Here is an 18,958-nt window from a genome sequence, read left to right as displayed (position 1 = left end):
TTATACTGGTGCACATGTCCCCCGTCCCCGCCCCTGTCGATCCGGCCCAGGCCGTGCAGCGCATCCGTGAACTGGCCCGTGCGCATGGCTTCCAGCGCTGCGGCATCGCCGGCATCGAGCTGGGCGAGGATGAGGCGCACCTGGCCGACTGGCTGGGCCAGGGGCTGTACGGCACGATGGACTGGATGGCGCGCCATGGCACCCTGCGCGCACGACCGGCCGAACTGCTGCCCGGCACCGTGCGGGTGATCTCTGTAGGCATGGACTACAGCCACAAGGACGACACCGAGGCCTGGGCGACCCTGGCCGACCCGGGCCGCGCCTACGTGGCGCGCTATGCGCTGGGCCGCGACTACCACAAGCTGATGCGCAACCGGCTGCAGAAGCTGGCCACGCAGATCAACGATGAAGTGGCGCCGCTGGGCTACCGCGTGTTTGTCGATTCGGCACCGGTGCTGGAACGTGCTCTGGCGCGCAACGCCGGGCTCGGCTGGATCGGCAAGCACACCTGCCTGATCGACCGTCACGGCGGTTCGTGGTTCTTCATCGGTGAGATCTACATCGATATCCCGCTGCCGATCGATACCCCGGCCACCGCCCACTGCGGTACCTGCACGCGCTGCATCGACGTCTGCCCCACCCAGGCCATCATCGGCCCGCAGCGGCTGGATGCGCGGCGCTGCATCTCCTACCTGACCATCGAGCACGACGGCGCCATCCCCGAGGACATGCGGCCGCTGATCGGCAACCGCATCTACGGCTGCGATGACTGCCAGCTGGTCTGCCCCTGGAACAAGTTCGCCAGGCGCACCGACGAAGCCGATTTCCGCGCACGCAACCAGCTGGATACCGCGCGCCTGGACCAGCTGTTCGCCTGGGACGAGGCCGAATTCCTGCGCCGCACCGAGGGCAGCCCGATCCGCCGCAGCGGCCATGAGCGCTGGCTGCGCAACATCGCGGTGGCGCTGGGCAATGCGCCTGCGTCCGCCGAGGCATTGGCTGCACTGCACACCCGCATCGACGATCCCTCGCCGCTGGTGCGCGAGCACGTGCAGTGGGCGCTGGGCCAGCACGCGGCGCGCTGACGTGCGATCCTGAGCCCCCGTTCGACCCGCCCCACGCCGTTCCCATGCAGCCACGCAACGACGACATCTTCACCCCCAGCCAGCTCAACACCCTGGCCCGCGATCTGCTGGAAGGCAGCTTCCCGGCGATCTGGGTCGAGGCCGAACTGGGCAGCGTGGCGCGCCCTGCCTCCGGGCACCTGTACTTCACCCTGAAGGACGCGCGCGCGCAGCTGCGTGCAGCCATGTTCCGGATGAAAGCGCAGTACCTGAAGTTCGTGCCACGCGAAGGCATGCGCGTGCTGGTGCGCGGCAAGGTGACCCTGTACGACGCCCGTGGCGAGTACCAGATGGTGCTGGACCACATGGAGGAAGCCGGCGAAGGCGCACTGCGCCGCGCGTTCGAGGAACTGAAGGCACGCCTGGAGGCCGAAGGCCTGTTCGACCCGGCGCGCAAGCGGCCGATGCCGGCGCATGTGCAGCGCCTGGCGGTGATCACCTCGCCCACCGGCGCCGCCGTGCGCGACGTACTGAGCGTGCTGGGCCGCCGCTTCCCGCTGCTGGAAGTGGACCTGCTGCCGACCCTGGTACAGGGTAGCAGCGCCGCCGCACAGATCACCCGCCTGCTGCAGGCCGCCGATGCCAGCGGACGCTACGACGTGATCCTGCTGACCCGCGGCGGCGGTTCGCTGGAAGACCTGTGGGCGTTCAACGATGAAGCGCTGGCTCGCGCGATTGCCGCCGGCCACACTCCGGTGGTTTCGGCGGTGGGCCACGAGACCGACTTCAGCCTCAGCGACTTCGCTGCCGACCTGCGTGCGCCGACACCGTCGGTGGCCGCCGAACTGCTGGTGCCGGACCAGCGCGAACTGGCGTTGCGCCTGCGCCGTACCGCGGCGCGCATGGTGCAGCTGCAACGGCACGCGATGCAGCAGGCCATGCAGCGCGCCGACCGTGCCCTGCTGCGCCTGAATGCACAGAGCCCGCAGGCCCGCCTGGACCTGCTGCGTCGCCGCCAGCTGGACCTCGGCCGGCGCCTGCATGCGGCATTCAACCAGCAGCACGAGCGCCGTGCCGCGCGCCTGCGTCATGCCGCGGCGGTGCTGCGCGGGCACCATCCGCAACGACAGCTGGACGCGATGCAGCGCCGCCTGGCCGCCCTGCGCGGGCGTCCGCAGAGTGCGATGCAGCGCCTGCTGGAACGCGATGCGCTGCGCCTGCGCGGGCTGGCACGCTCACTGGAAGCGGTCAGCCCGCTGGCGACGGTGGCGCGTGGCTACAGCATCCTCACCCGCAGCGATGATGGCGCCCTGGTGCGGCACGTTGACCAGGTGCAGCCGGGTGACGCGTTGCAGGCCCGCGTCGGCGACGGCGTGATCGACGTGCAGGTCAAGTAGAGGGTTGTTCGGCAGGGCTGCGCCCTGCACCTGCTACGATCCAGAGCAACAGCAACAGCAACAGCAGAAGCGGGCTTCCTGAAGGATGGCGAGGTGGGTCCGGTTGCGGGAGACGCCGTAAACCCATCCATGGGGGCTTGGCCGCGGCATCCATGCCGCGGACACTCCCGCAACCGGACCCACCCCGCCTTCGACAGATCTCCGCGATCTGGATGAATCTCCACCGGAATCGAATATTTCGATTCGCGATCGAAAAGCATCCACGCATGGCGTGGATCTACCGTGTCGACCAAGGTCGACACCTACCAACAGCTAGCGGAATCTGTCAGAGGTGGGGCGGTGTCGGAGTGCGGGGTGTCAGCCGCATGGATGCGGCTGCCAAGCCCCCATGGACGGGTTTACGGCGTCCCCGCACTCCGACACCGCCCCACCATCCCACGGATAGCTAGCTTTTGCTGTTGCTTCGGCTGTTGCTTGAAGCCTCTGCAGGTGCAGGGCGCAGCCCTGCCGAACAACCCCCTACTTCGCCTGCTCGCAGAATTTCTGCCGGTACTCGAGCGCCTTCGGCATCAGCGCCTGCAGATTCTGGATACGGGTACCCGGGTTCGGATGGGTGGACGCGAACTCCGGCGGCGCCTGGCCGCCACTGGCCTGGCCCATGCGCTGCCACAACGGCACCGCCTCGCGCGGATCGAAGCATGCCGCTGCGGCCAGCATCAGTCCCACCTCGTCGGCCTGCGTCTCGTGGCTGCGCGCATAAGGCAGCAGGTACCCGTAGCCCATCGCCGACATCATCATCTGTTGCTGCTGTGCATCCATGCCGCTGGCGGCACCGGCCACCTGGCCGATCTGGGTCAGCTTCTGCTGCGCCATGCGCTGGGCGCCATGCCGCAGCAGCGCATGGGCGATCTCGTGGCCCATCACCACCGCCATCGCATCGCGCGTACGCGCCACCGGTACCAGACCGGTATAGACCGCCATCTTGCCGCCCGGCAGGCAGAACGCATTGGCCTGATCGGAGGGAATTACGTTCACTTCCCACTGGAAATCGCGCGCGAAATGCGCCGGCTGCACGCCATGCTCCTGCGCCAGCGCGGTCTCCACCACGTCGACCTTGGCGATCAGACGCTGGGCGATGTCACGCACATCGCGAGCGATCGGTGCGTTGGGATCCATCGGCCGCTCCTGCGACAGGATCTGCTGGTAGGCCTGCAGCCCCAACGCGGTCTCCTGGCGCGCATCCAGACTGCTGTCGATCATCACCTTCTCGCCGGTGTAGGGATCGACCGTGCGGTTGGAGAACCAGTAGAACACCGCATAGCCAGCGGCCAGCAGCAGCACCCACCAGCGGATGTTGCCGAACAGGCCACGCCGCTGCGGGCCTTGGGGCGAGCGGGAAAAGGGATCGTTGCGCATCGGGTGGTCGTCCGGCAGGCCCCGCCGGCCGGCGGGCACGGCGCAATCTTAGTGTGCCGACGCCAGCAGCGGGTGAAGCCGGACCCCGCTCAGATACCGCGCACCAGCCGGAAACCGATACGTGCGTTGGTGGTATCCGAATCCTGCGATTGCCGCCAGGCCGCACGGGTCTGCTCCGGCGCGTTGGCCCAGTTGCCACCGCGGATTACCCGGGAACGGCAACCCGGGTTGAACCAGGCCACGCCATCGGAAGGAGCCCGGCGGTAGCTGGCGTGCCAGCAATCGGCCACCCATTCGCTCAGATTGCCGCCCATGTCGTGCAGGCCGAAGGCGTTGGCCTGGAACGTGGCGACCGGGGCCGGTCCCCACCAGCCATCGCCGTAGCCGATGAACGCGTTGTGCCAGTGCCGGCCCGACGGCGATACGTCCTTGCTGCCAGTGAAGTTGCCACTGCCCGGCGGCGGTGTGCCGGCATCCCCCCAGGGGTAACGGCCACTGCTGCCAGCGCGCAACGCATACTCGAACTCTGCTTCGCTGGGCAGGCGGTAGCTGCGCCCGGTCTGCTCGGACAGCCACGCCGCGTAGTTCTCGGCATCACGCACGCTCACGTGCATCACCGGTGAGTTGCCCAGTGCACGACCGCCGTCATAGTCCGAGCGCCAATCCACCCCACTGCGGCGGATGAAGTTGCCGCTGCGCTCGTCATAGACCACCGAATGGCCCCGGCGGGTTGCGCGCGGGCGCGCGCTGGTCGCCTTCACGTAGCGCTCGAAATCACCGACCGTGACCTCGGTGATCGCCATCGCGAAGCCGCGGTCGAAGCGCACATAGTGCGACGGACGCTCGGCATCACTGGCACCCGGCTCGGCATCGCCGGCCCCCATCTGGAAGCCGCCATGCGGCACCACCACCATCTGCGGCCCCCTCCCACCATCGCGCATGGCATCGCTGAACACCTGCCCGGGACGGAAGCTGCCGTAGTGGGTGGCCAGGTCGATGCGCTCGCGCAGCTGACCGACCACCGCATCCCCCGGCAGGGCGATGCGCAGGGCCTCGGCCAGCTTCTCGCGCGCCGGCTTCAGTCCTTGTGGTGTCGCCAGGTCGCGCAGGCCGTCGTCGCGCAATCGCAGCAGCGTGGCGGCACGGATCAGTTCGATGCGTTCGAACGCGTCAGCGATGGTCGGCGACGAATCGCGCACCTTGCTTGCCTCGGCCAGCCAGGTGCCCGCGCCGGCGAAATCCCGTGCCCGCGCGGCGTCCTCGGCACGACGGATCAACCCGCTCTCGGCGGCCGCCAGTCCTTGCCGGGCGCGCCCATTGTGCTCATCCAGCGCCAGCGCCTCACGGAAGTTGCCGATGGCGCCGTCGCCATCCTCACCGATCCGGTCCGAACGCAGGTCCTCTTCGCCGGCGCGGTTGTACGCCACCACGCGCTGCGCGGTCTCGACCCGCCCCTGCAGCGCACGCACCTTCTCGTCCTTCGGCGCGAGTGTCAGCAGCACCAGGGCCTGGCGGCTGGCCTCGGCCAGCGCCTCGCGCTGCTTCAGCGGCCGCACCAGCAGCGCATCGGCCTGCTGTTGCAGGCGCTGGCGGGCGCGCTGCAGGCCCTGCCGGGCCTGGCGGTCATCCGGATTCTCCTCCTGTACCGCCAGCCACAAGGGAATGGCGGCGTCGGCATCCTCGTAGAGCCGGCCTTCGGCAAAGGCCTGCTCGGCCGCACGCCGCAACTGCGCCTGGCTGCGGCCCTGGCGATCGACCCGCGGCGGCGTCCAATGCTGCACGTCCTCGGCGGCATCCTCACCGGCAATGGTCACGCTGCCCGGCCCGGCCGCCTGCGTCCGGTCCACCGCCGCGCTTTCCTGTGGCCGCGCCGGCTCGTCAGCGGCGCGCTCCGGCGCCGACGATGGCGACGGTGTGCAGCCGGCCAGGGCAACGGCCAGGGCGGTGCACAGTGCGGGCGACAACGGAAAACGCAAGCAGGACCTCCTTCTGCACGGACGCGGACCGACGTTAGGCTATTCTCCCCTGCCTGAGCAAACCCGAGTAGTAGGCCCTGACCCGTGGCAACCTGGATCACCACCCCCGCCGAGCTGGATGCGTACTTCCAGCAGCGCCCGAGCCGCATCGGCCTGGACACCGAATTCATCCGTGAACGCACCTTCTGGCCGCAGCTGGCGCTGGTGCAGATGGCCGTCGGGCGGGACATCCTGCTGATCGACCCGCTGATTCCCGGCATGACCGAAGCGCTGGCGCCGTGGCTGGCCGATGAATCGATCATCAAGGTGATGCACAGCGCCAGCGAAGACCTGGTCGCCTTCAAGTGGGCCTGCGGCGTGCTGCCGCGCCCGTTGTTCGACACCCAGATCGGGGCCTCGCTGGCCGGCATCGGTGGTGGCATGGGTTACCAGAAGCTGGTGGCGGAAATCACCGGCGTGGCACTGGCCAAGGGCGAGACCCGCTCGGACTGGATGCGCCGCCCACTTTCGGAGTCGCAGCTGCAGTACGCCGCCGACGACGTCGAGCATCTGTTTGCCCTGCATGACGCCATCGGTGCCAGGCTGCAGGCCCTGGGCCGCCAGCAATGGCTGCACGATGATGGCGAACGCCTGCTGGCCAGCGTTGCCAACGACGAAGACCGCTGGCCACACCTGGCGATGCGCTCGGCGCAGTTCCTCGATGCCGCCGCGCAGCACCGCCTGCTGCGCCTGCTGCGTTGGCGCGAGGTGCAGGCGCGCAGCAGCGATCGTCCGCGCAGCTGGATCCTGGACAACGAGCTGGCCGCCACCCTGGCGCGCACGCCACCGGCCGACGCCGACGCGCTGGGCGCGCTGTTCGAGCAGTTCCCGAAGGCACCGCGCAAGCTGGCCGGCGCCGTGTGGCAGGCCCTGCAGACGCCGCTGGCCGATGAAGCCGAGGCGCCACTGGCACTTCCGGCCAACGACAGCAACAAGCAGGCACTGAAGAAGCTGCAGGATGCGGTGGCCGAGCGCAGCCGCGAACTGGGCCTGCCGGATGGGGTCCTGGCGTCGCGCAAGCACCTGGAGAGCTACTTGGAACGTCGCCAATGGCCCGCTGCATTGGCCGGCTGGCGCCAGCAGGAACTGGAATCGCGACTGCAGGCCCTGCTGCCCGCGCGCTGATGGTGCCGGGCGCCGGGATTGCCCCGGCGCCTGCACGGTGAATCGAGCATCTGCCACGCTTGCCGACGCGGGCGTGCACCTGTCCAATAGCGTCCCCGCTATCGTTGGACTGCAACAGATGACAGATGGAATTGCGAAGGACGGCCTTTCCGCCGAGGACCTGGCCTGGCGTGCAGCAGCGCGCGCCGCAATGCAGGAGCGGCGCTACGCCGAACTGGATGCACTGCTGGCACCGCACGAACAGGCCTGGCTGGATGGTGAAAGGCTGCTGCCGGGCATCCGCTGGCGCCTGCGCAACCTGCATGACAAGGCACTGACCCTGGACGAGCGCCTTCAGCAGGCGCAGCAATGGGTCGCTGCCGCGCCGCACAGCTACTACGCGCACCTGCGCCTCGGCGCCTGCTGGGAATCCGCCGCCGGCGAACTGCGCAGCGCCGACGTCGCCGCACTGGTCGAAGACAGCCAGTGGCTGGCCGCACAGCAGGCGCGCGACCATGCCGTGCATGCCTACCTGCAGGCAATCCCGCTGTCGGCGCGCCCGGCATTGGCGCTGGATGGCATCAAGCGCATCACCAGCTACCTGCGCGAGCCGGACTGGCTGCGTGCGCTGCAGGCCGGCCAGGTACCGGAGTCCGACGAGACCGCGCTGGCCGAACACTATCCGCAGGCATGGCCGCAGGCCTTGCAGCTGCTGTCACGTTTCGGTGCTCCGCTGCGCACGCTGCCCGGCAGCCTGCCGCCCGTGCTGCGCGAGCGCAGCCAGGACGATTTCGATGCACCGTTGGCCTACTGGATGCGCCTGGTGCTGGAACAGCGCGCCGACGACCTGAGCACGCTGGAAGACACCCTCTACTACCTGTACCCACGCTGGGGCGGCAGCCATGAAGCCATGGAGGACTTCATCGAAGGAGGCTGGTGCCGTGGCCTGGAGCTTGCGCAGAGCAACGCGCTGCGCTGGCGAAAGGAACAGGATTGGATGGCCGACCTGCCACACCGCGAAGATGCCGACGCGGTAGGCGTGCACGAGCGTGCGTATGCACAGATCCTGGACTGGCACCTGGACCGCAACCTGCGCGCCGAGGTTCTGGCCCAGCGTGCCGGGCTGCGTTACCGGCTCGGCCGGATCGGAGGCAGCGAAGACCAGGTGCAGTGGGACGCCGGGCACATGCGGGCGGTGTTCGAGGATCTGCAGCAGGCGTGGGCGCTGGACCGCGACATGGTGCTGCACGAAGGCTTCAGCAACCTCGAAGCCTGCGCCTGGTTCGCTCATGTCGACGGTGCAGAGGCACTGTTCGCGCAGGTGGTGGACTACGCCGCTTGCGAAGGCGACTCCGCGATCGGCCTGCTCTGGGCTGCCACCGCCGTCGAGCATGGACTGCTCGGCCAGACCGCCGACCCCGTGCGCGCCGATGCCCTGCTGCAGCGCGCCCTGAAGCTGGCCCCGCAGGACAACACCTCGGCGGTCACCTTCGCCTCCAACCTGTTCTGCGATGTCTCGCAGTCCGCCGGTCTCTCGCTGCTGCAGCGCATGGCCGAAGCCGGCGACGCCGGCGCGATGTCGGCACTGTGCGACCTGTACAAGGGCCGCCTCGGCGGCCGCGACCAGCCGCAGTTCGTCGATGCGGAAAAGGCCGCCTACTGGCAGGAGCGTGCGGTGGAAGGCGGCGACCTGATCGCCACCTACAACCTGGGCGTGCGCCTGGTGGCGGCCGGCGGTGAGCACAACCAAGCGCGTGCACGTGAACTGTACCTGCGCTGCCTGGACGGGTCCGAGGCCGGCGAGCGCGTCTGGGGCCCCACCTGCCGCAACCTGGCCTGCCTGGCGATGGATGGGCAGAACGACGCACACAAGCGCGAAGCGGTCGAACGTGCACTGATCCCACTGTGGTGGCGCGGTGACGACGACGACAAGCTGTGGGCGGCCGGCTACCTGGCCGACATCTACCACTTCGGCAACGGCGTGCCGGCCAACGCGTTCCTGGCCCTGACCTGGCTGCAGCGCGCCAGCGAGATCGATCCGGAGTACGTGGACGTGGTGCGCATGGCGCCGCTGATCAACGGCGAAGGGCGCTGGTTCGGCGCCAGCCGTGCGCGCAAGCAGCAGGCGCAGGACCGGCAGCAGGTGGACACCGCAACCTTGGCCCTGACCTTCGGCCAGCGCAGCCAGGAAAGCGACCTCACCGCGGTCTGAAGCAACGAAAAGGGCGGCCCGGTAATCCGGGCCGCCCTTTGCATTCATGCAGTGCGATGGCGGCATGCACCGCCACCGCAATCGCGTATTACCAGTTCATGTTCAGCGAGACACCGACGGTGCGCGGTTCGTTGTAGACCGCCGCCATGTAGTTCTCGATCACACCCTTGAGGTTCTTCTCGTTGGTGATGTTTCGCGCGAACAGCGCCACTTCGTAGGCACCGTAGTTGCCCGAGTAGCCGATCTTCAGGCCACCCTCGAAATCACCCTTGGAATTGAATTCCTTGGTGTCGTACAGCACGAAGCTGGTGTAACCCTGCTTGTTCCAGTCGGTGGACACGAACATGGTGCCGGCGTCGCTGACCGGGAAGTCGTAGCGGGCGGCCAGGTTGACGTTGTACTTCGGCGCATTCGGCAGCGGGTTGCCATCGATCTGCGCGAAGGTGTTGGCACCGACCTTGATGGTCGGGTCACCGACGGTGCAGACCACCTGGCCGTTGAGGCCGCAGACCTGCGCATAGACGCGCTTGTCCTTGATCTCGCTGTGCAGCAGGCTCAGGCCGGCGCTCAGCGTCAGGTTCGGGATCGGGCGCAGCTCCATGTCCGCTTCGAAGCCGTAGGCCTTGGCCTTGTCGGCGTTGAACAGCACGCCGTTGCCGTCCGAATCGTTGCCGTTGAGCTGGATGTCGTTGACCGTATAGGTGAACGCGGTGGCATTCAGGCGCAGGCGGTTGTCCCACAGGCTGCTTTTCACGCCCGCTTCCCAGGACAGGATGGTCTCCGAATCGGCGGTGGTGAAGTCGGCATTGAACACCGCCGAACGGCCCTGGATGGTCGGGCCGCGGAAGCCGCGGGCAACCTTGGCGTAGACGCTCACGTCCGGGGTGATCTGGTACATCGCGCTCAGATCCCAGCTCGGGGTGGTGTCGGACATCTTGACGTCGGTACGGCCCTTGTAGGTGACCACGCCAGCAGCAGTGTCCGCGGTCTTCAGCAGGCGGGTGTGCTTCTCGTCCTTGGTCTGGCGCAGGCCGGCGGTGACGGTGAACTTGTCGGTGAAGGCGTAGCTCAGCTGGCCGAAGCCGGCCCACGAGGTGTTCTTGTTGCGCAGGCGTACCCAGTTGTTCGGGTTACGCGCCGCACCCTGCAGGAACCACGCACGCTGGTAGAAGTCGGTGGTGTCGCTGCCGTTGAAGTAGAACGCACCGGCCTGCCACTGCAGGGCGTTGTCGTCATGGCTGGCCAGGCGGAACTCCTGGGTCCACTGGTCGAGGTCGCGGATGCGGCCCATCGACTGGCCATAGCCGTTCGGCACGCCATTGACCGGGAAGTTCACCGCAGCGCCGCCGTCGGTGTCGCCACGGCTGTAGCCGGAGGTGGTCTCGTAGGCAGTGATCGAGGTGAAGTCGATCGCACCGAAGTCGTAGCGTGCCTTCACCGAGCCGCCGTAGGTCTTGTAGGCCTGCGGATTGTTGTCGGCTTCATCGTAGGCCACCTTGTCGCGCGGCACGTCGGTCTTGTTCGAGCCCTTGGTCAGCGCACCGCGCAGGAACAGGGTCGAGGTGCCTTCGTAGTCGCGGGCGTGGGCCGAGGCCAGGATCGAGAACTGGTCGCTCGGGGTCAGCAGCAGCTGCGCGCGCACGTTGCGGTCGTCGAAGCCGCCCATCGCGTTCTTCTTCGGGCTGACCGTGCCATCGGCGCTCGGGCCCTTGTAGGTGTTGTCGACGTAGTCATCGCGGTGCTGGTACAGGGCCGACACGCGGAACGAAGCGATGTCGTTGATCGGGCCACCAAAGCCGCCATCGATCGACACGCTGTTGTAGGTCGCGTAGCTGGCGCTGACGCGGCCGGTGTAGTCCTGCGTCGGCTTGAGGGTGTCGAACTTGACGATGCCGGCGGTGGTGTTGCGACCGAACAGCGAACCCTGCGGGCCGCGCAGCACTTCCACCTGGTCCACGTCATAGACCGGGTTGGACTTCAGCACCACGTGTTCCAGCACCACGTCGTCCTGGATGATCGACACCGGCTGCGAGGCACCCAGGTAGAAGTCGATGTTGCCCAGGCCACGGATGTAGAAGCGCGGGAAGATGCGGCCGGTGGTGGTTTCCGCGTACAGGCTCGGCACGCGGCCGGACAGCGCCAGCAGGGTGTCGTCACCGCCGGCGGTGAAGTCGCGCATGCGCTCGCCCTGCACCACGCCGACCGAGACCGGCACTTCCTGCAGGTTCTGCTCGCGGTGCTCGGCGGTCACGGTGATCGTGTCCAGCCCGGTCGGGGTCGGCGCACTGTCCTGCGCGGCGGCGCCGAAGCTGCCGACCAGGGCCAGGCCGGCACAGGCCAGGGCCAGCGGGTGGCGGCGGAAGGAAACGAAGGAAGACGACAGACCCGACAGGCGGCGGGAATCGGTATGGGAGGGCATGCAATGCTCTGAGGAGGCGTCCGTGCGGCCTGCGCGAGCCGGGCGGCAAATGGGAGGAAAACTGCGCAAGCCGTCATTATCCCCCAAATTGTTACGATTTCGTTGCGCGAGCTCCAAACCCGGTGAAACAAGCGGTTTCGGCACAGTCACTCGGCATTCTGCACGCCTTTCGGGCTTGACTCAGGGAAGCGGGCTCAGCGCCACATCGACCATTGCCAGCAGCCGCTCGCGGCTGATGCCATCGCGGGCCTGCACCGAAATGCCATGCAGCACCGTGGCGAAATGGTCGCCCAGCGCCTGCACCGCCGCGTCGTCGGCCAGCTCACCCTCGGCCTGCGCCTGCTGCAAGCGCGCAATGATCGCCGCCGTACGTTGGCGACGATGGCTGGACAGCCAGTCACGCACGCCTTCGCCGTCGGGCGACACGCTGCTGGCCGAAGACACCACAAGTCTGCAGGGGCTGGCCCCCGCCTCGGTGCTCAGCTGCGAGCACGACCCGCTGCGTGACGAGGCCGAGCAGTACGCGCATGACCTGCAGGAGGCGGGCGTCGACTGCATGCTGGAAAGGCTGCCCGGAATGATCCATGCCTGCATCCATCTGCGCGGTGTGGCTGCCTCCACCGAGGTGGCAGCGCAGCGCGCGGGCCTGCCGCTGCCCCGCGCTTGGCAAGCCCGGCGGGCAGCGCTACACTGAAGCCCTGCCGTGGGGCCATAGCTCAGCTGGGAGAGCGCGTCGTTCGCAATGACGAGGTCAGGAGTTCGATCCTCCTTGGCTCCACCACTATTCAGTGCGGCAACGCACTCGGAAGGCCGGAACTCCTGAAATAACAGGGCTTCCGGCCTTTTTCGTTGCACGGTGCAGACCGGTCCAATGCGTTGCAGCTTGTGAGACGGTGGGGGCATATTTTGGGGCATCCGCCCAATGCCCCCAAAATCGATGCCCCCACTCTCCGACCTCGCAATTCGGCGCGCCAAGCCGACAGGAAAGACCCAGAAGCTGTTCGACGGCGGCGGGCTCTACCTGGAGATCTCGCCCGCCGGCAGCCGCTGGTGGCGGATGAAGTATCGCTTCGATGGGAAGGAGAAGCGCCTGGCGCTGGGGGTCTACCCCGAGGTGCCCCTGCAGCTGGCCCGGAACCGTCGGGAAGACGCACGGCGCCTACTCGCGCAGGGTGTGGACCCGAACCAGCAGAAGAAGGAAGCCGCCGCGGCCAAGGCCGGTATGGAGGCGCAGACGTTCGGCGCGATCGCGCGCGAGTTCATGGATGGTCGAATCTGGTCCGACGACTACCGGGTAAAGGTCGAGGCCTGGATGAAGAACGACATCCTGCCGTGGATCGGCAGCCGGCAGGCCGCCGAGCTGGAGGCACCCGACTTCCTTGCCCTCGCCCGCCGGATGGAGAAGCGCGGAGCCATCGAATCGGCGCACCGGGTCATCCAGAAGTGCGGGGAGGTGATGCGGTACGCCATCGCCTGCGGCATGGCCAAGCGCAACCCGGTGGCCGACCTGCGCGGCGCGCTGCAGCCGACGCCCAGGAACCACTATGCCGCCATCACCGAGGCGCGCGAGCTGGTGCCGCTGCTACGCGCCATCCCCCAATACCGTGGGAGGCAGGTCACCCGTTGGGCACTGGCCTTGGCACCGCTGGTGTTCGTGCGCCCAGGCGAACTGCGGAAGGCGGAATGGTCGGAAATCGATCTGGACGCCGGGCAGTGGCTGATTCCGGCTGGCCGCATGAAGCGCCGCAGGGAGCACCTGATCCCGCTATCCAGGCAAGCCCTGGCCATCCTCAATGAGATCCAGCCCCTCACCGGCAAAGGGCAGTACGTCTTCCAGGGGCGGAACAGTGCGAAGCGACCGCTCAGCGAGAACACGATCAACACCGCGTTGCGCAAGATGGGGTTCGAGGATGACGTGATGACCGGGCACGGCTTCCGCGCCACTGCGCGGACCATCCTGGACGAGGTGCTGGGGTTCCGGCCCGACATCATCGAGCACCAGCTGTCACACATGGTCAAGGACCCGGACGGCCGGGCATACAACCGTACCAAGCACCTGGAGGAGCGCGCCAGGATGATGCAGGAATGGGCGGACTACCTGGACCGGCTGCGCGACGGCAACGTCGTGCAGCTGCGGGTTGCTTGATGCCTACACGCCGCGAGGCAGCTGCTGCAGCCCTGCCCTCACCCACGCCTTGCGCGCGTCCTTCGGACGGGGTTTGGTCTCTGCCGGCGGCTTGCGCGGCTCCAGCGCTTCCTTGATCCGCTCGACTTCCTTCGCTCCGGCCTCGGCCAGGCGCCGAGCCTGTTGCTGCTGCTCACGGGTCGGCGGCAGGCCGGGCAGTGGTGGCTCGGGCTGGATTGGGGTGCTGTCGGTCAGCCGGGCGACGGCCTCACGAAGGGGCAGATAGGGATAGAGCCTGGCCGCGCACCAGCGCTCGGCATAGCGCTTCGCCTGGCGGACGTTGGCGGCCCGAACTTCCTTCACGTCCCAGAATTTCTTGCCTTCCATCCATAGCCGGACCCCAGGACCGCCATCGGGCGTGACGCTGGCCGTCTCCCGGCCGTTGTACCAGAGCGCCCAGCGCTCGCCGGTCTGGACCCAGCCAGAGGGAATCGGGGCAGTGCGGAAGCCGTGGGAGGAATACATGGCCGGAAGGATACGACCGGCCGTCTCAATCGCTGCGATTCGCTCAATGGTCGGGCTTAACCGCTCAGCCTTCCCCGATTTGCCCTTCCAAGCTGATCTGTAGGTACTCCCCTACACGGCAATGAGCAATTCTCCTATTGCTAGCATCCATGTGCGTTGAGACCTTTCGATTGCCCACCGGGCATTCATCAACTTGACAATGGAGTGATCATGAAGATCCAAAGTGTCTTGCTTGGTTTGATCGTTGCCGCCGCAGGAGCCGCCGGAGCTGTAGGCGTGGTCCCCGCAGCTAATGCTGCCTCTTTCCACACGTCATGCGTGCCTGCCGGCGGCGGCATGGCCCGATGCACGCAGACGTTCTGCCATGAGGGAACCTGCTGGGTGACCGACACTTGGACGCAACCGATGCGCGAAGCCATCGAGTTTGATTGATATCCAGGCGCAGCGGCGTACGCCGCTGCGCTCTTTCACGCCTTCCAGCGAAGAAAATTTGTACATCACGACGTTCTTAACTGTTCATGCTGTATGGTTGACGCACTTGGCTCCTCTCCGGTGCGAAATCCTTCGCCCCCGTGTCTAGCCCCTTAAAGGCACGACACATGACACCCCCGACCGCTTTCCGGATCTTTCGTATCCGCCCATTGCTGCACCTGAATGGAACGCTCGAGCGAGTCGAATCGCTTCAGATCAAGTGCGGCTCTTGTGGAGACGAATCACGCATTTCTCGCGGCAGCGGGCTTGCTGACGTAGGCGGAGGTGTTGAGCTAACTTGTCCAGCCTGCAAAGTGACGGGGATCTTGACCACCAACGAAGCGTGGATCCTGTGGGGCGAGCAGCTGAGGAAGGATCGAATCCTCGCTCTTGCTGGCCTGACGCCGGAAGACCTAGATAGGTCCTAGATCCTGGGTCACCGCCTGCCCTTCTCGCAACACAGTGGCCAGAAGCCGGCCTCCGGCAACCTGTCGCCCCATCCGGGCATTGAGCCATGCGGCCTGAATTTTACCTGCAGCGAGAACCTCGGCCGGTGCGAAGCTATCCGGCCTGCCGGCCAGCGGCTCCCCTGGAGAAGCCAAGCCCCCATCGAGGGGCTGCACTATCGTTGGCCTGGAGCTGTCGCTCTTTGCATAGGCTGTGGCCACCATCCGGCCTCTCTTCGGCGACCAGCCACCCAGTACCAGTTCGGTCCCAAGCATTTCGACCGGCAAGCCGGCCTCAGCGGCCGCCTTCTCATAGTTCGGCCAAAGCTGGTCCACTACCAGCCCCAATTCGGCGGAGAGCTGCTCCATCGTGAAATCAGCACGGAAGCTCGCCTGCAGAGCCAGCTCGTAGATGCGAAGAAAGAACTGCGTGGACCCGCGCGCAGCCAGCACAAGGTTGTGCTGCGGAATCAGGAGCAGTTTTGCACCAGATGAGTGGGTGCCGGTCTGGGCATCCTCCGCCAAGGTGTCAACAGCAATGAGGAGCTGGTCAGCACGCAGCAAAACGTTGAGGATGCTCATGGCGGGCTCGTCTAGAGGTCGCCAAACTATCGCCTCCCCCACCCACACCTGTCGAGACCACCATGACAGCCAACATCACGGAAATCCTCGATCGCCTCCATGCCTGTGAGGCAGGACTTGAGATGCACCGCGGCTACCTAAAGGCGATGGAGTATGCGTTGCGAATCTGCGTACTGACCCACCCCACACCCAACGACCTCTCCGACGCATGGCATCAGCTTCTGCCAAACATTGTGGCCAAACACCGGGGCGACAGCAGCGATCCCTTCGCCGCAGCTTTCGAACAATCGCTGACGGTTCTAACCGAGCAAATTGGTGCGGTAGATCGCCCTTCATAGGCTACGACCACATTCTCGGAGACGGTAGCTTGGCGCTGCTTGCCGCGTAGTCAGGGCTCTTCAACGGCCTGGATAGGCACACGCAGGCATTCGAGGACTGCAGTGAGTCCAGAGAAATGGATCGGATGATCGTCCCTTAGCCTTGGAAGCGCCCCCCTCATCCGTCGGCTGGATGTCTCCCAGCCAAGCTCCCCATCGTGAAGGCGTACCCGGCTTCCTCCAGAAGTGCTCTCATGCGCAGCTCCACACGTCGGGGGGAGCGCAGTCCATTTGGTGCATAGAGAGCATATACGTAGCCAGCACCGTCAATGATCTCGCGGCGGACTGCGCACTCGGTTGATTCAGTAGCTTCGCACCAGACAGACATTAGCCTAGCCGGGCTAATCGATTGCCCATTGCGAAGTCGGAAGAAAAGCCAGCGCACGCCTGGCGGTTGAGCTAGATCTACTCTAGCCATTGCGAGCCCCGGATTCGTCTGGATAGATCACTGAGAACTTCAGGATCCAGGCGAGGGCGCTCATCTTTCGAAGAACGTGGTAGATCTATGCGCTCACTACCGTTCACTAGTGCGGGGAGATCTGACTGCAGATCAATCCACCACTCGGAAGGAAGCCGAAGCCCAGTACCCGTTCGATCGTAGATGCATATCGGGAAATTCATAGCGTTGCTCCTAGATGTACCGAGCATACGCTTGCACAATGTCAGGTCGGAATGCGACTGCTACAACGCTGACGCATCAACTCTCTTTGCACATATGAACACGTGTGCTTCGTCTCGCTGAACTTTCAGGAACGACTCAAGCCAGCAAAGAGCAGCGCCCCGATTCGCAATCAGCGTTCCCAACTTTTCCGTCAGGCACCGCGCACACTCCATTCCTCCAGGGCTTTCCCCTTGGCAGGTCCGGCACTGAGCCATCGTCGTAGTGGTAACCGGGCGCGATTGATACATGATCTTGGTCATCAAGTTCACAGCCTGAGCGTGGGATGACATTTCAGCGATCCTGTTGATACGGAAGGAGCCGCGCTTGGCGCGGCCACCCCTTATGCATCAACGACGATCGTCGCGATCGACACTGACCTTTTGGGCCTGACCAGGGCCTGGCTGCCCAGGCTCAGTGCCGTTCGGCTGCTGCTGTTGCTGCCCTTGCTTTCCGGCCAAATCCTCACCGCCGAGATCCTTCCCGTCTGTTTGGCCCTGCTGACCCGGATGCTTCTTATCGGCATCTGAGTTGCGACTGTCGCTCTGGTTCTGGGAAGTGTTGTTCATGTCTTACTCCGATACAGCCAATTGCTGCCATCCCACAATGGACCCCAGCGTGTTACGCAGCCGTGCCCGATTGCCACCAGTATGAACAAGCGCCATGAACAGGCCGCCGATTGGAAGGGTGTACAGTGCAGCTCTAAGAGGAGAAGAACATGGAACGCAAGAGGAACAAGGATTTTGTTGACGTCGAACGTGAACTCACACACTGGGGCTTGGCATTCAACTCTGGTGCGCTACCCGCCATTAGCTTTCGCTATGAAGTTGACCCTGTCATTCGGCTTGCATGTGACATCTACGTCAGAGACCCGCATGGGACACGCGCAAATTGGCTGGGCGAACTCGAGGGCAGGCTTGCGTCCCGATCCAGTCTCCGCGGTCACCCTGGCGCAGCGGAGATCGCAGGCCAGTGCTGGACGCGCCTCTCTTGTTCCTAGGAACGTTCCTCTCGCGACGCTGCGTCGTTCCCTTCTCGCATCAGCTGGTCATTCAACACGTGGACTATGGACATGACCGCATCGGCGAGCGCCCGCGAGTCACTGATTGACCCGTAGAAGTAGATCTTCGAGCCTTCAATCCGGACTTCCGCCAAGGAGAGCTGAGATGCCAGCGCCTCGCACTTCAACACGAAAAGATCAGTCCATCGAGCACCCGGCGCAAGATCCAACAGAGCAATGATGGCCTCATCAGTCGAGGAATCGACGCGCTCATGTAGATGTGGCACATCGAAACCGACAACTCTTGGAAGCATGGAGGCGCTCAACGGTCATTCCTCTCGCTCATGTTCAACCTGAGTATCACTCAAGATACGCACATCTACAGCCTAGCTAACCTAGAACATTACTCCAGTACCGCTCTCATGTCTGAACAGGCAGCCATACCCCCGATGCCGTGGCCGCGCTTGGGGAGTTGGCGGTGATCTAGGCGACGTAGCATATGGCGCCATCTGGCCGCACCTGGCGTTGTAGGGGTGTGACGGCTTGGCCGTCAGCCCCCGCCCTCATCCAGCGGCCCGACAATCTCCTGCGCCGGCGGGCTCTCCGCCTCCCATACGCGAGCCGTCGCGGCCTTGATTAGCGCCATCAGCTTCCAGCCAGGCTCAGTGATCTGCTCGCCGGTCTGCGGGTGAGCGAAGGTGTACTCGCCCGCCAGCAGGTCGCGGATTGGGGCGCGCACCGTGCGGTCATAGCTCCGGGTGTTGATCTGACCAGTGCCAGGGTTCCAGTCCACCCGGTCGAAGTTGAACAGCACTGGGCCATCGCTGTTTCGAAAGTCCCACTGCACCTCGATCCGGGTCGCCAGCATCTCGACCCGGTTGTTGTTGCTCTCGGAAAGAATCGGTGACATCTCATTGCTCCACAGAAATGATGACCAGCGTCTGATTGATCACCACGCCCACAGTTCCGCCGCTCGGTGTGCCGGTGGCCACGTTGCGGGTGGTGATGATGGCCCGGTAGGTGAACTGCTCGGTTCCCGGGGTGTTGTCGGTGAAGGTGTGCGAGCCCGCCATGCGCGAGATCAGCTGCGACGGGCCGCCCTGCTCGTTCAGCACCTCATAGTTGCCCGTGACGTTGAAGTTGGTGA

Annotated in this window: 18 protein-coding genes and 1 tRNA gene; 9 read left to right on the top strand and 10 right to left on the bottom strand. The window is 65.6% G+C overall.

Annotated features, from left to right (window positions below; all coding sequences use genetic code 11):
- Positions 1–14 precede the first annotated feature (14 nt).
- Together queG and xseA are read left to right on the top strand one after the other, a co-directional pair.
- Entirely contained in the window at positions 15–1,085 is a 1,071-nt protein-coding gene (queG, locus tag SSKA14_RS09565) for a tRNA epoxyqueuosine(34) reductase QueG (RefSeq protein ID WP_040007382.1), read from the top strand.
- Positions 1,086–1,129: 44 nt separating this feature from the next.
- Positions 1,130–2,461 (top strand): exodeoxyribonuclease VII large subunit, encoded by a 1,332-nt coding sequence (gene xseA, locus SSKA14_RS09560; protein WP_008264640.1) that lies wholly within the window; start codon positions 1,130–1,132, stop codon positions 2,459–2,461.
- Between the two features lie 519 nt (positions 2,462–2,980).
- On the opposite strand, the gene SSKA14_RS09555 is transcribed toward xseA, so the two are convergent.
- Positions 2,981–3,877, bottom strand: a complete 897-nt coding sequence (locus SSKA14_RS09555; protein WP_008268686.1) for a M48 family metallopeptidase — start codon at positions 3,875–3,877, stop codon at positions 2,981–2,983.
- 89 nt (positions 3,878–3,966) lie between these two features.
- Entirely contained in the window at positions 3,967–5,853 is a 1,887-nt protein-coding gene (locus SSKA14_RS09550) for a formylglycine-generating enzyme family protein (RefSeq protein WP_008264642.1), read from the bottom strand.
- Between the two features lie 84 nt (positions 5,854–5,937).
- Between SSKA14_RS09550 and rnd the strand changes: the two genes are divergently transcribed.
- Both rnd and SSKA14_RS09540 read left to right on the top strand, forming a co-directional pair.
- Positions 5,938–7,017, top strand: a complete 1,080-nt coding sequence (gene rnd, locus SSKA14_RS09545) for a ribonuclease D (protein WP_008266230.1) — start codon at positions 5,938–5,940, stop codon at positions 7,015–7,017.
- A gap of 118 nt (positions 7,018–7,135) precedes the next feature.
- The gene (locus SSKA14_RS09540; protein WP_008267424.1) at positions 7,136–9,208 is read left to right on the top strand and encodes a DUF4034 domain-containing protein; all 2,073 of its coding nucleotides are present in this window, start codon (positions 7,136–7,138) and stop codon (positions 9,206–9,208) included.
- A gap of 88 nt (positions 9,209–9,296) precedes the next feature.
- On the opposite strand, the gene SSKA14_RS09535 is transcribed toward SSKA14_RS09540, so the two are convergent.
- Positions 9,297–11,627 (bottom strand): TonB-dependent receptor, encoded by a 2,331-nt coding sequence (locus SSKA14_RS09535; protein WP_008266757.1) that lies wholly within the window; start codon positions 11,625–11,627, stop codon positions 9,297–9,299.
- On the opposite strand from SSKA14_RS09535, the gene SSKA14_RS23975 reads away from it, so the two are divergent.
- The 3 genes from SSKA14_RS23975 to SSKA14_RS09520 all read left to right on the top strand — a co-directional run bounded on the left by SSKA14_RS23975 (position 11,626) and on the right by SSKA14_RS09520 (position 13,773).
- Entirely contained in the window at positions 11,626–12,321 is a 696-nt protein-coding gene (locus SSKA14_RS23975) for an alpha/beta hydrolase fold domain-containing protein (protein WP_332306277.1), read from the top strand. The two genes, SSKA14_RS09535 and SSKA14_RS23975, sit on opposite strands and share 2 nt — an antisense overlap.
- 11 nt (positions 12,322–12,332) lie before the next feature.
- Positions 12,333–12,408 (top strand) — tRNA-Ala (locus SSKA14_RS09525).
- A gap of 156 nt (positions 12,409–12,564) precedes the next feature.
- Positions 12,565–13,773 (top strand): integrase arm-type DNA-binding domain-containing protein, encoded by a 1,209-nt coding sequence (locus tag SSKA14_RS09520; RefSeq protein WP_008264868.1) that lies wholly within the window; start codon positions 12,565–12,567, stop codon positions 13,771–13,773.
- Between the two features lie 3 nt (positions 13,774–13,776).
- Here the strand turns inward: SSKA14_RS09520 and SSKA14_RS09515 are convergent, their stop codons facing one another.
- The gene (locus tag SSKA14_RS09515) at positions 13,777–14,277 is read right to left on the bottom strand and encodes a hypothetical protein (RefSeq protein WP_050413363.1); all 501 of its coding nucleotides are present in this window, start codon (positions 14,275–14,277) and stop codon (positions 13,777–13,779) included.
- A gap of 210 nt (positions 14,278–14,487) precedes the next feature.
- Here SSKA14_RS09515 and SSKA14_RS23795 point away from each other — a divergent pair, with 210 nt between their 5' ends.
- Complete coding sequence (locus SSKA14_RS23795; protein WP_152908745.1) at positions 14,488–14,709, top strand: hypothetical protein; 222 nt, start codon at positions 14,488–14,490, stop codon at positions 14,707–14,709.
- A gap of 452 nt (positions 14,710–15,161) precedes the next feature.
- On the opposite strand, the gene SSKA14_RS09510 is transcribed toward SSKA14_RS23795, so the two are convergent.
- Entirely contained in the window at positions 15,162–15,776 is a 615-nt protein-coding gene (locus tag SSKA14_RS09510; RefSeq protein ID WP_040007381.1) for a hypothetical protein, read from the bottom strand.
- A 62-nt stretch (positions 15,777–15,838) separates the two neighbouring features.
- Here SSKA14_RS09510 and SSKA14_RS23360 point away from each other — a divergent pair, with 62 nt between their 5' ends.
- Entirely contained in the window at positions 15,839–16,114 is a 276-nt protein-coding gene (locus tag SSKA14_RS23360; protein ID WP_083797341.1) for a hypothetical protein, read from the top strand.
- A 157-nt stretch (positions 16,115–16,271) separates the two neighbouring features.
- Here the strand turns inward: SSKA14_RS23360 and SSKA14_RS24100 are convergent, their stop codons facing one another.
- The 5 genes from SSKA14_RS24100 to SSKA14_RS23970 form a co-directional block, all read right to left on the bottom strand.
- Complete coding sequence (locus SSKA14_RS24100) at positions 16,272–16,571, bottom strand: hypothetical protein (RefSeq protein ID WP_083797339.1); 300 nt, start codon at positions 16,569–16,571, stop codon at positions 16,272–16,274.
- 590 nt (positions 16,572–17,161) lie between these two features.
- Positions 17,162–17,380: a hypothetical protein gene (locus SSKA14_RS23790; RefSeq protein ID WP_157635934.1), complete on the bottom strand. Its 219-nt coding sequence runs from the start codon at positions 17,378–17,380 to the stop codon at positions 17,162–17,164.
- 427 nt (positions 17,381–17,807) lie between these two features.
- Positions 17,808–18,137, bottom strand: a complete 330-nt coding sequence (locus SSKA14_RS09505; protein ID WP_232281375.1) for a hypothetical protein — start codon at positions 18,135–18,137, stop codon at positions 17,808–17,810.
- Positions 18,138–18,361: 224 nt separating this feature from the next.
- Entirely contained in the window at positions 18,362–18,721 is a 360-nt protein-coding gene (locus tag SSKA14_RS09500) for a hypothetical protein (protein ID WP_008267568.1), read from the bottom strand.
- Position 18,722: 1 nt separating this feature from the next.
- Positions 18,723–18,958 (bottom strand): hypothetical protein (locus SSKA14_RS23970; RefSeq protein ID WP_198283601.1); only part of this gene is annotated, 236 nt, incomplete at its 5' end.

This window comes from Stenotrophomonas sp. SKA14 (assembly GCF_000158575.1).
In the GTDB taxonomy this organism is placed as follows: Bacteria; Pseudomonadota; Gammaproteobacteria; order Xanthomonadales; family Xanthomonadaceae; genus Stenotrophomonas; species Stenotrophomonas forensis.
This window is presented reverse-complemented; position numbering and strand designations above follow the sequence as displayed.

Bases quoted from the DNA above. Each gene is read 5' to 3' on its own strand.
- queG (WP_040007382.1), top strand. From the start codon at position 15: ATGTCCCCCGTCCCCGCCCCTGTCGATCCGGCCCAGGCCGTGCAGCGC.
- xseA (WP_008264640.1), top strand. From the start codon at position 1,130: ATGCAGCCACGCAACGACGACATCTTCACCCCCAGCCAGCTCAACACC.
- SSKA14_RS09555 (WP_008268686.1), bottom strand. From the start codon at position 3,877: ATGCGCAACGATCCCTTTTCCCGCTCGCCCCAAGGCCCGCAGCGGCGT.
- SSKA14_RS09540 (WP_008267424.1), top strand. From the start codon at position 7,136: ATGACAGATGGAATTGCGAAGGACGGCCTTTCCGCCGAGGACCTGGCC.
- SSKA14_RS23975 (WP_332306277.1), top strand. From the start codon at position 11,626: ATGCAATGCTCTGAGGAGGCGTCCGTGCGGCCTGCGCGAGCCGGGCGG.
- SSKA14_RS09535 (WP_008266757.1), bottom strand. From the start codon at position 11,627: ATGCCCTCCCATACCGATTCCCGCCGCCTGTCGGGTCTGTCGTCTTCC.
- SSKA14_RS09520 (WP_008264868.1), top strand. From the start codon at position 12,565: ATGCCCCCACTCTCCGACCTCGCAATTCGGCGCGCCAAGCCGACAGGA.
- SSKA14_RS09515 (WP_050413363.1), bottom strand. From the start codon at position 14,277: ATGTATTCCTCCCACGGCTTCCGCACTGCCCCGATTCCCTCTGGCTGG.
- SSKA14_RS23795 (WP_152908745.1), top strand. From the start codon at position 14,488: ATGAAGATCCAAAGTGTCTTGCTTGGTTTGATCGTTGCCGCCGCAGGA.
- SSKA14_RS09510 (WP_040007381.1), bottom strand. From the start codon at position 15,776: ATGAGCATCCTCAACGTTTTGCTGCGTGCTGACCAGCTCCTCATTGCT.
- SSKA14_RS23360 (WP_083797341.1), top strand. From the start codon at position 15,839: ATGACAGCCAACATCACGGAAATCCTCGATCGCCTCCATGCCTGTGAG.
- SSKA14_RS24100 (WP_083797339.1), bottom strand. From the start codon at position 16,571: ATGGCTAGAGTAGATCTAGCTCAACCGCCAGGCGTGCGCTGGCTTTTC.
- SSKA14_RS23790 (WP_157635934.1), bottom strand. From the start codon at position 17,380: ATGAACAACACTTCCCAGAACCAGAGCGACAGTCGCAACTCAGATGCC.
- SSKA14_RS09500 (WP_008267568.1), bottom strand. From the start codon at position 18,721: ATGTCACCGATTCTTTCCGAGAGCAACAACAACCGGGTCGAGATGCTG.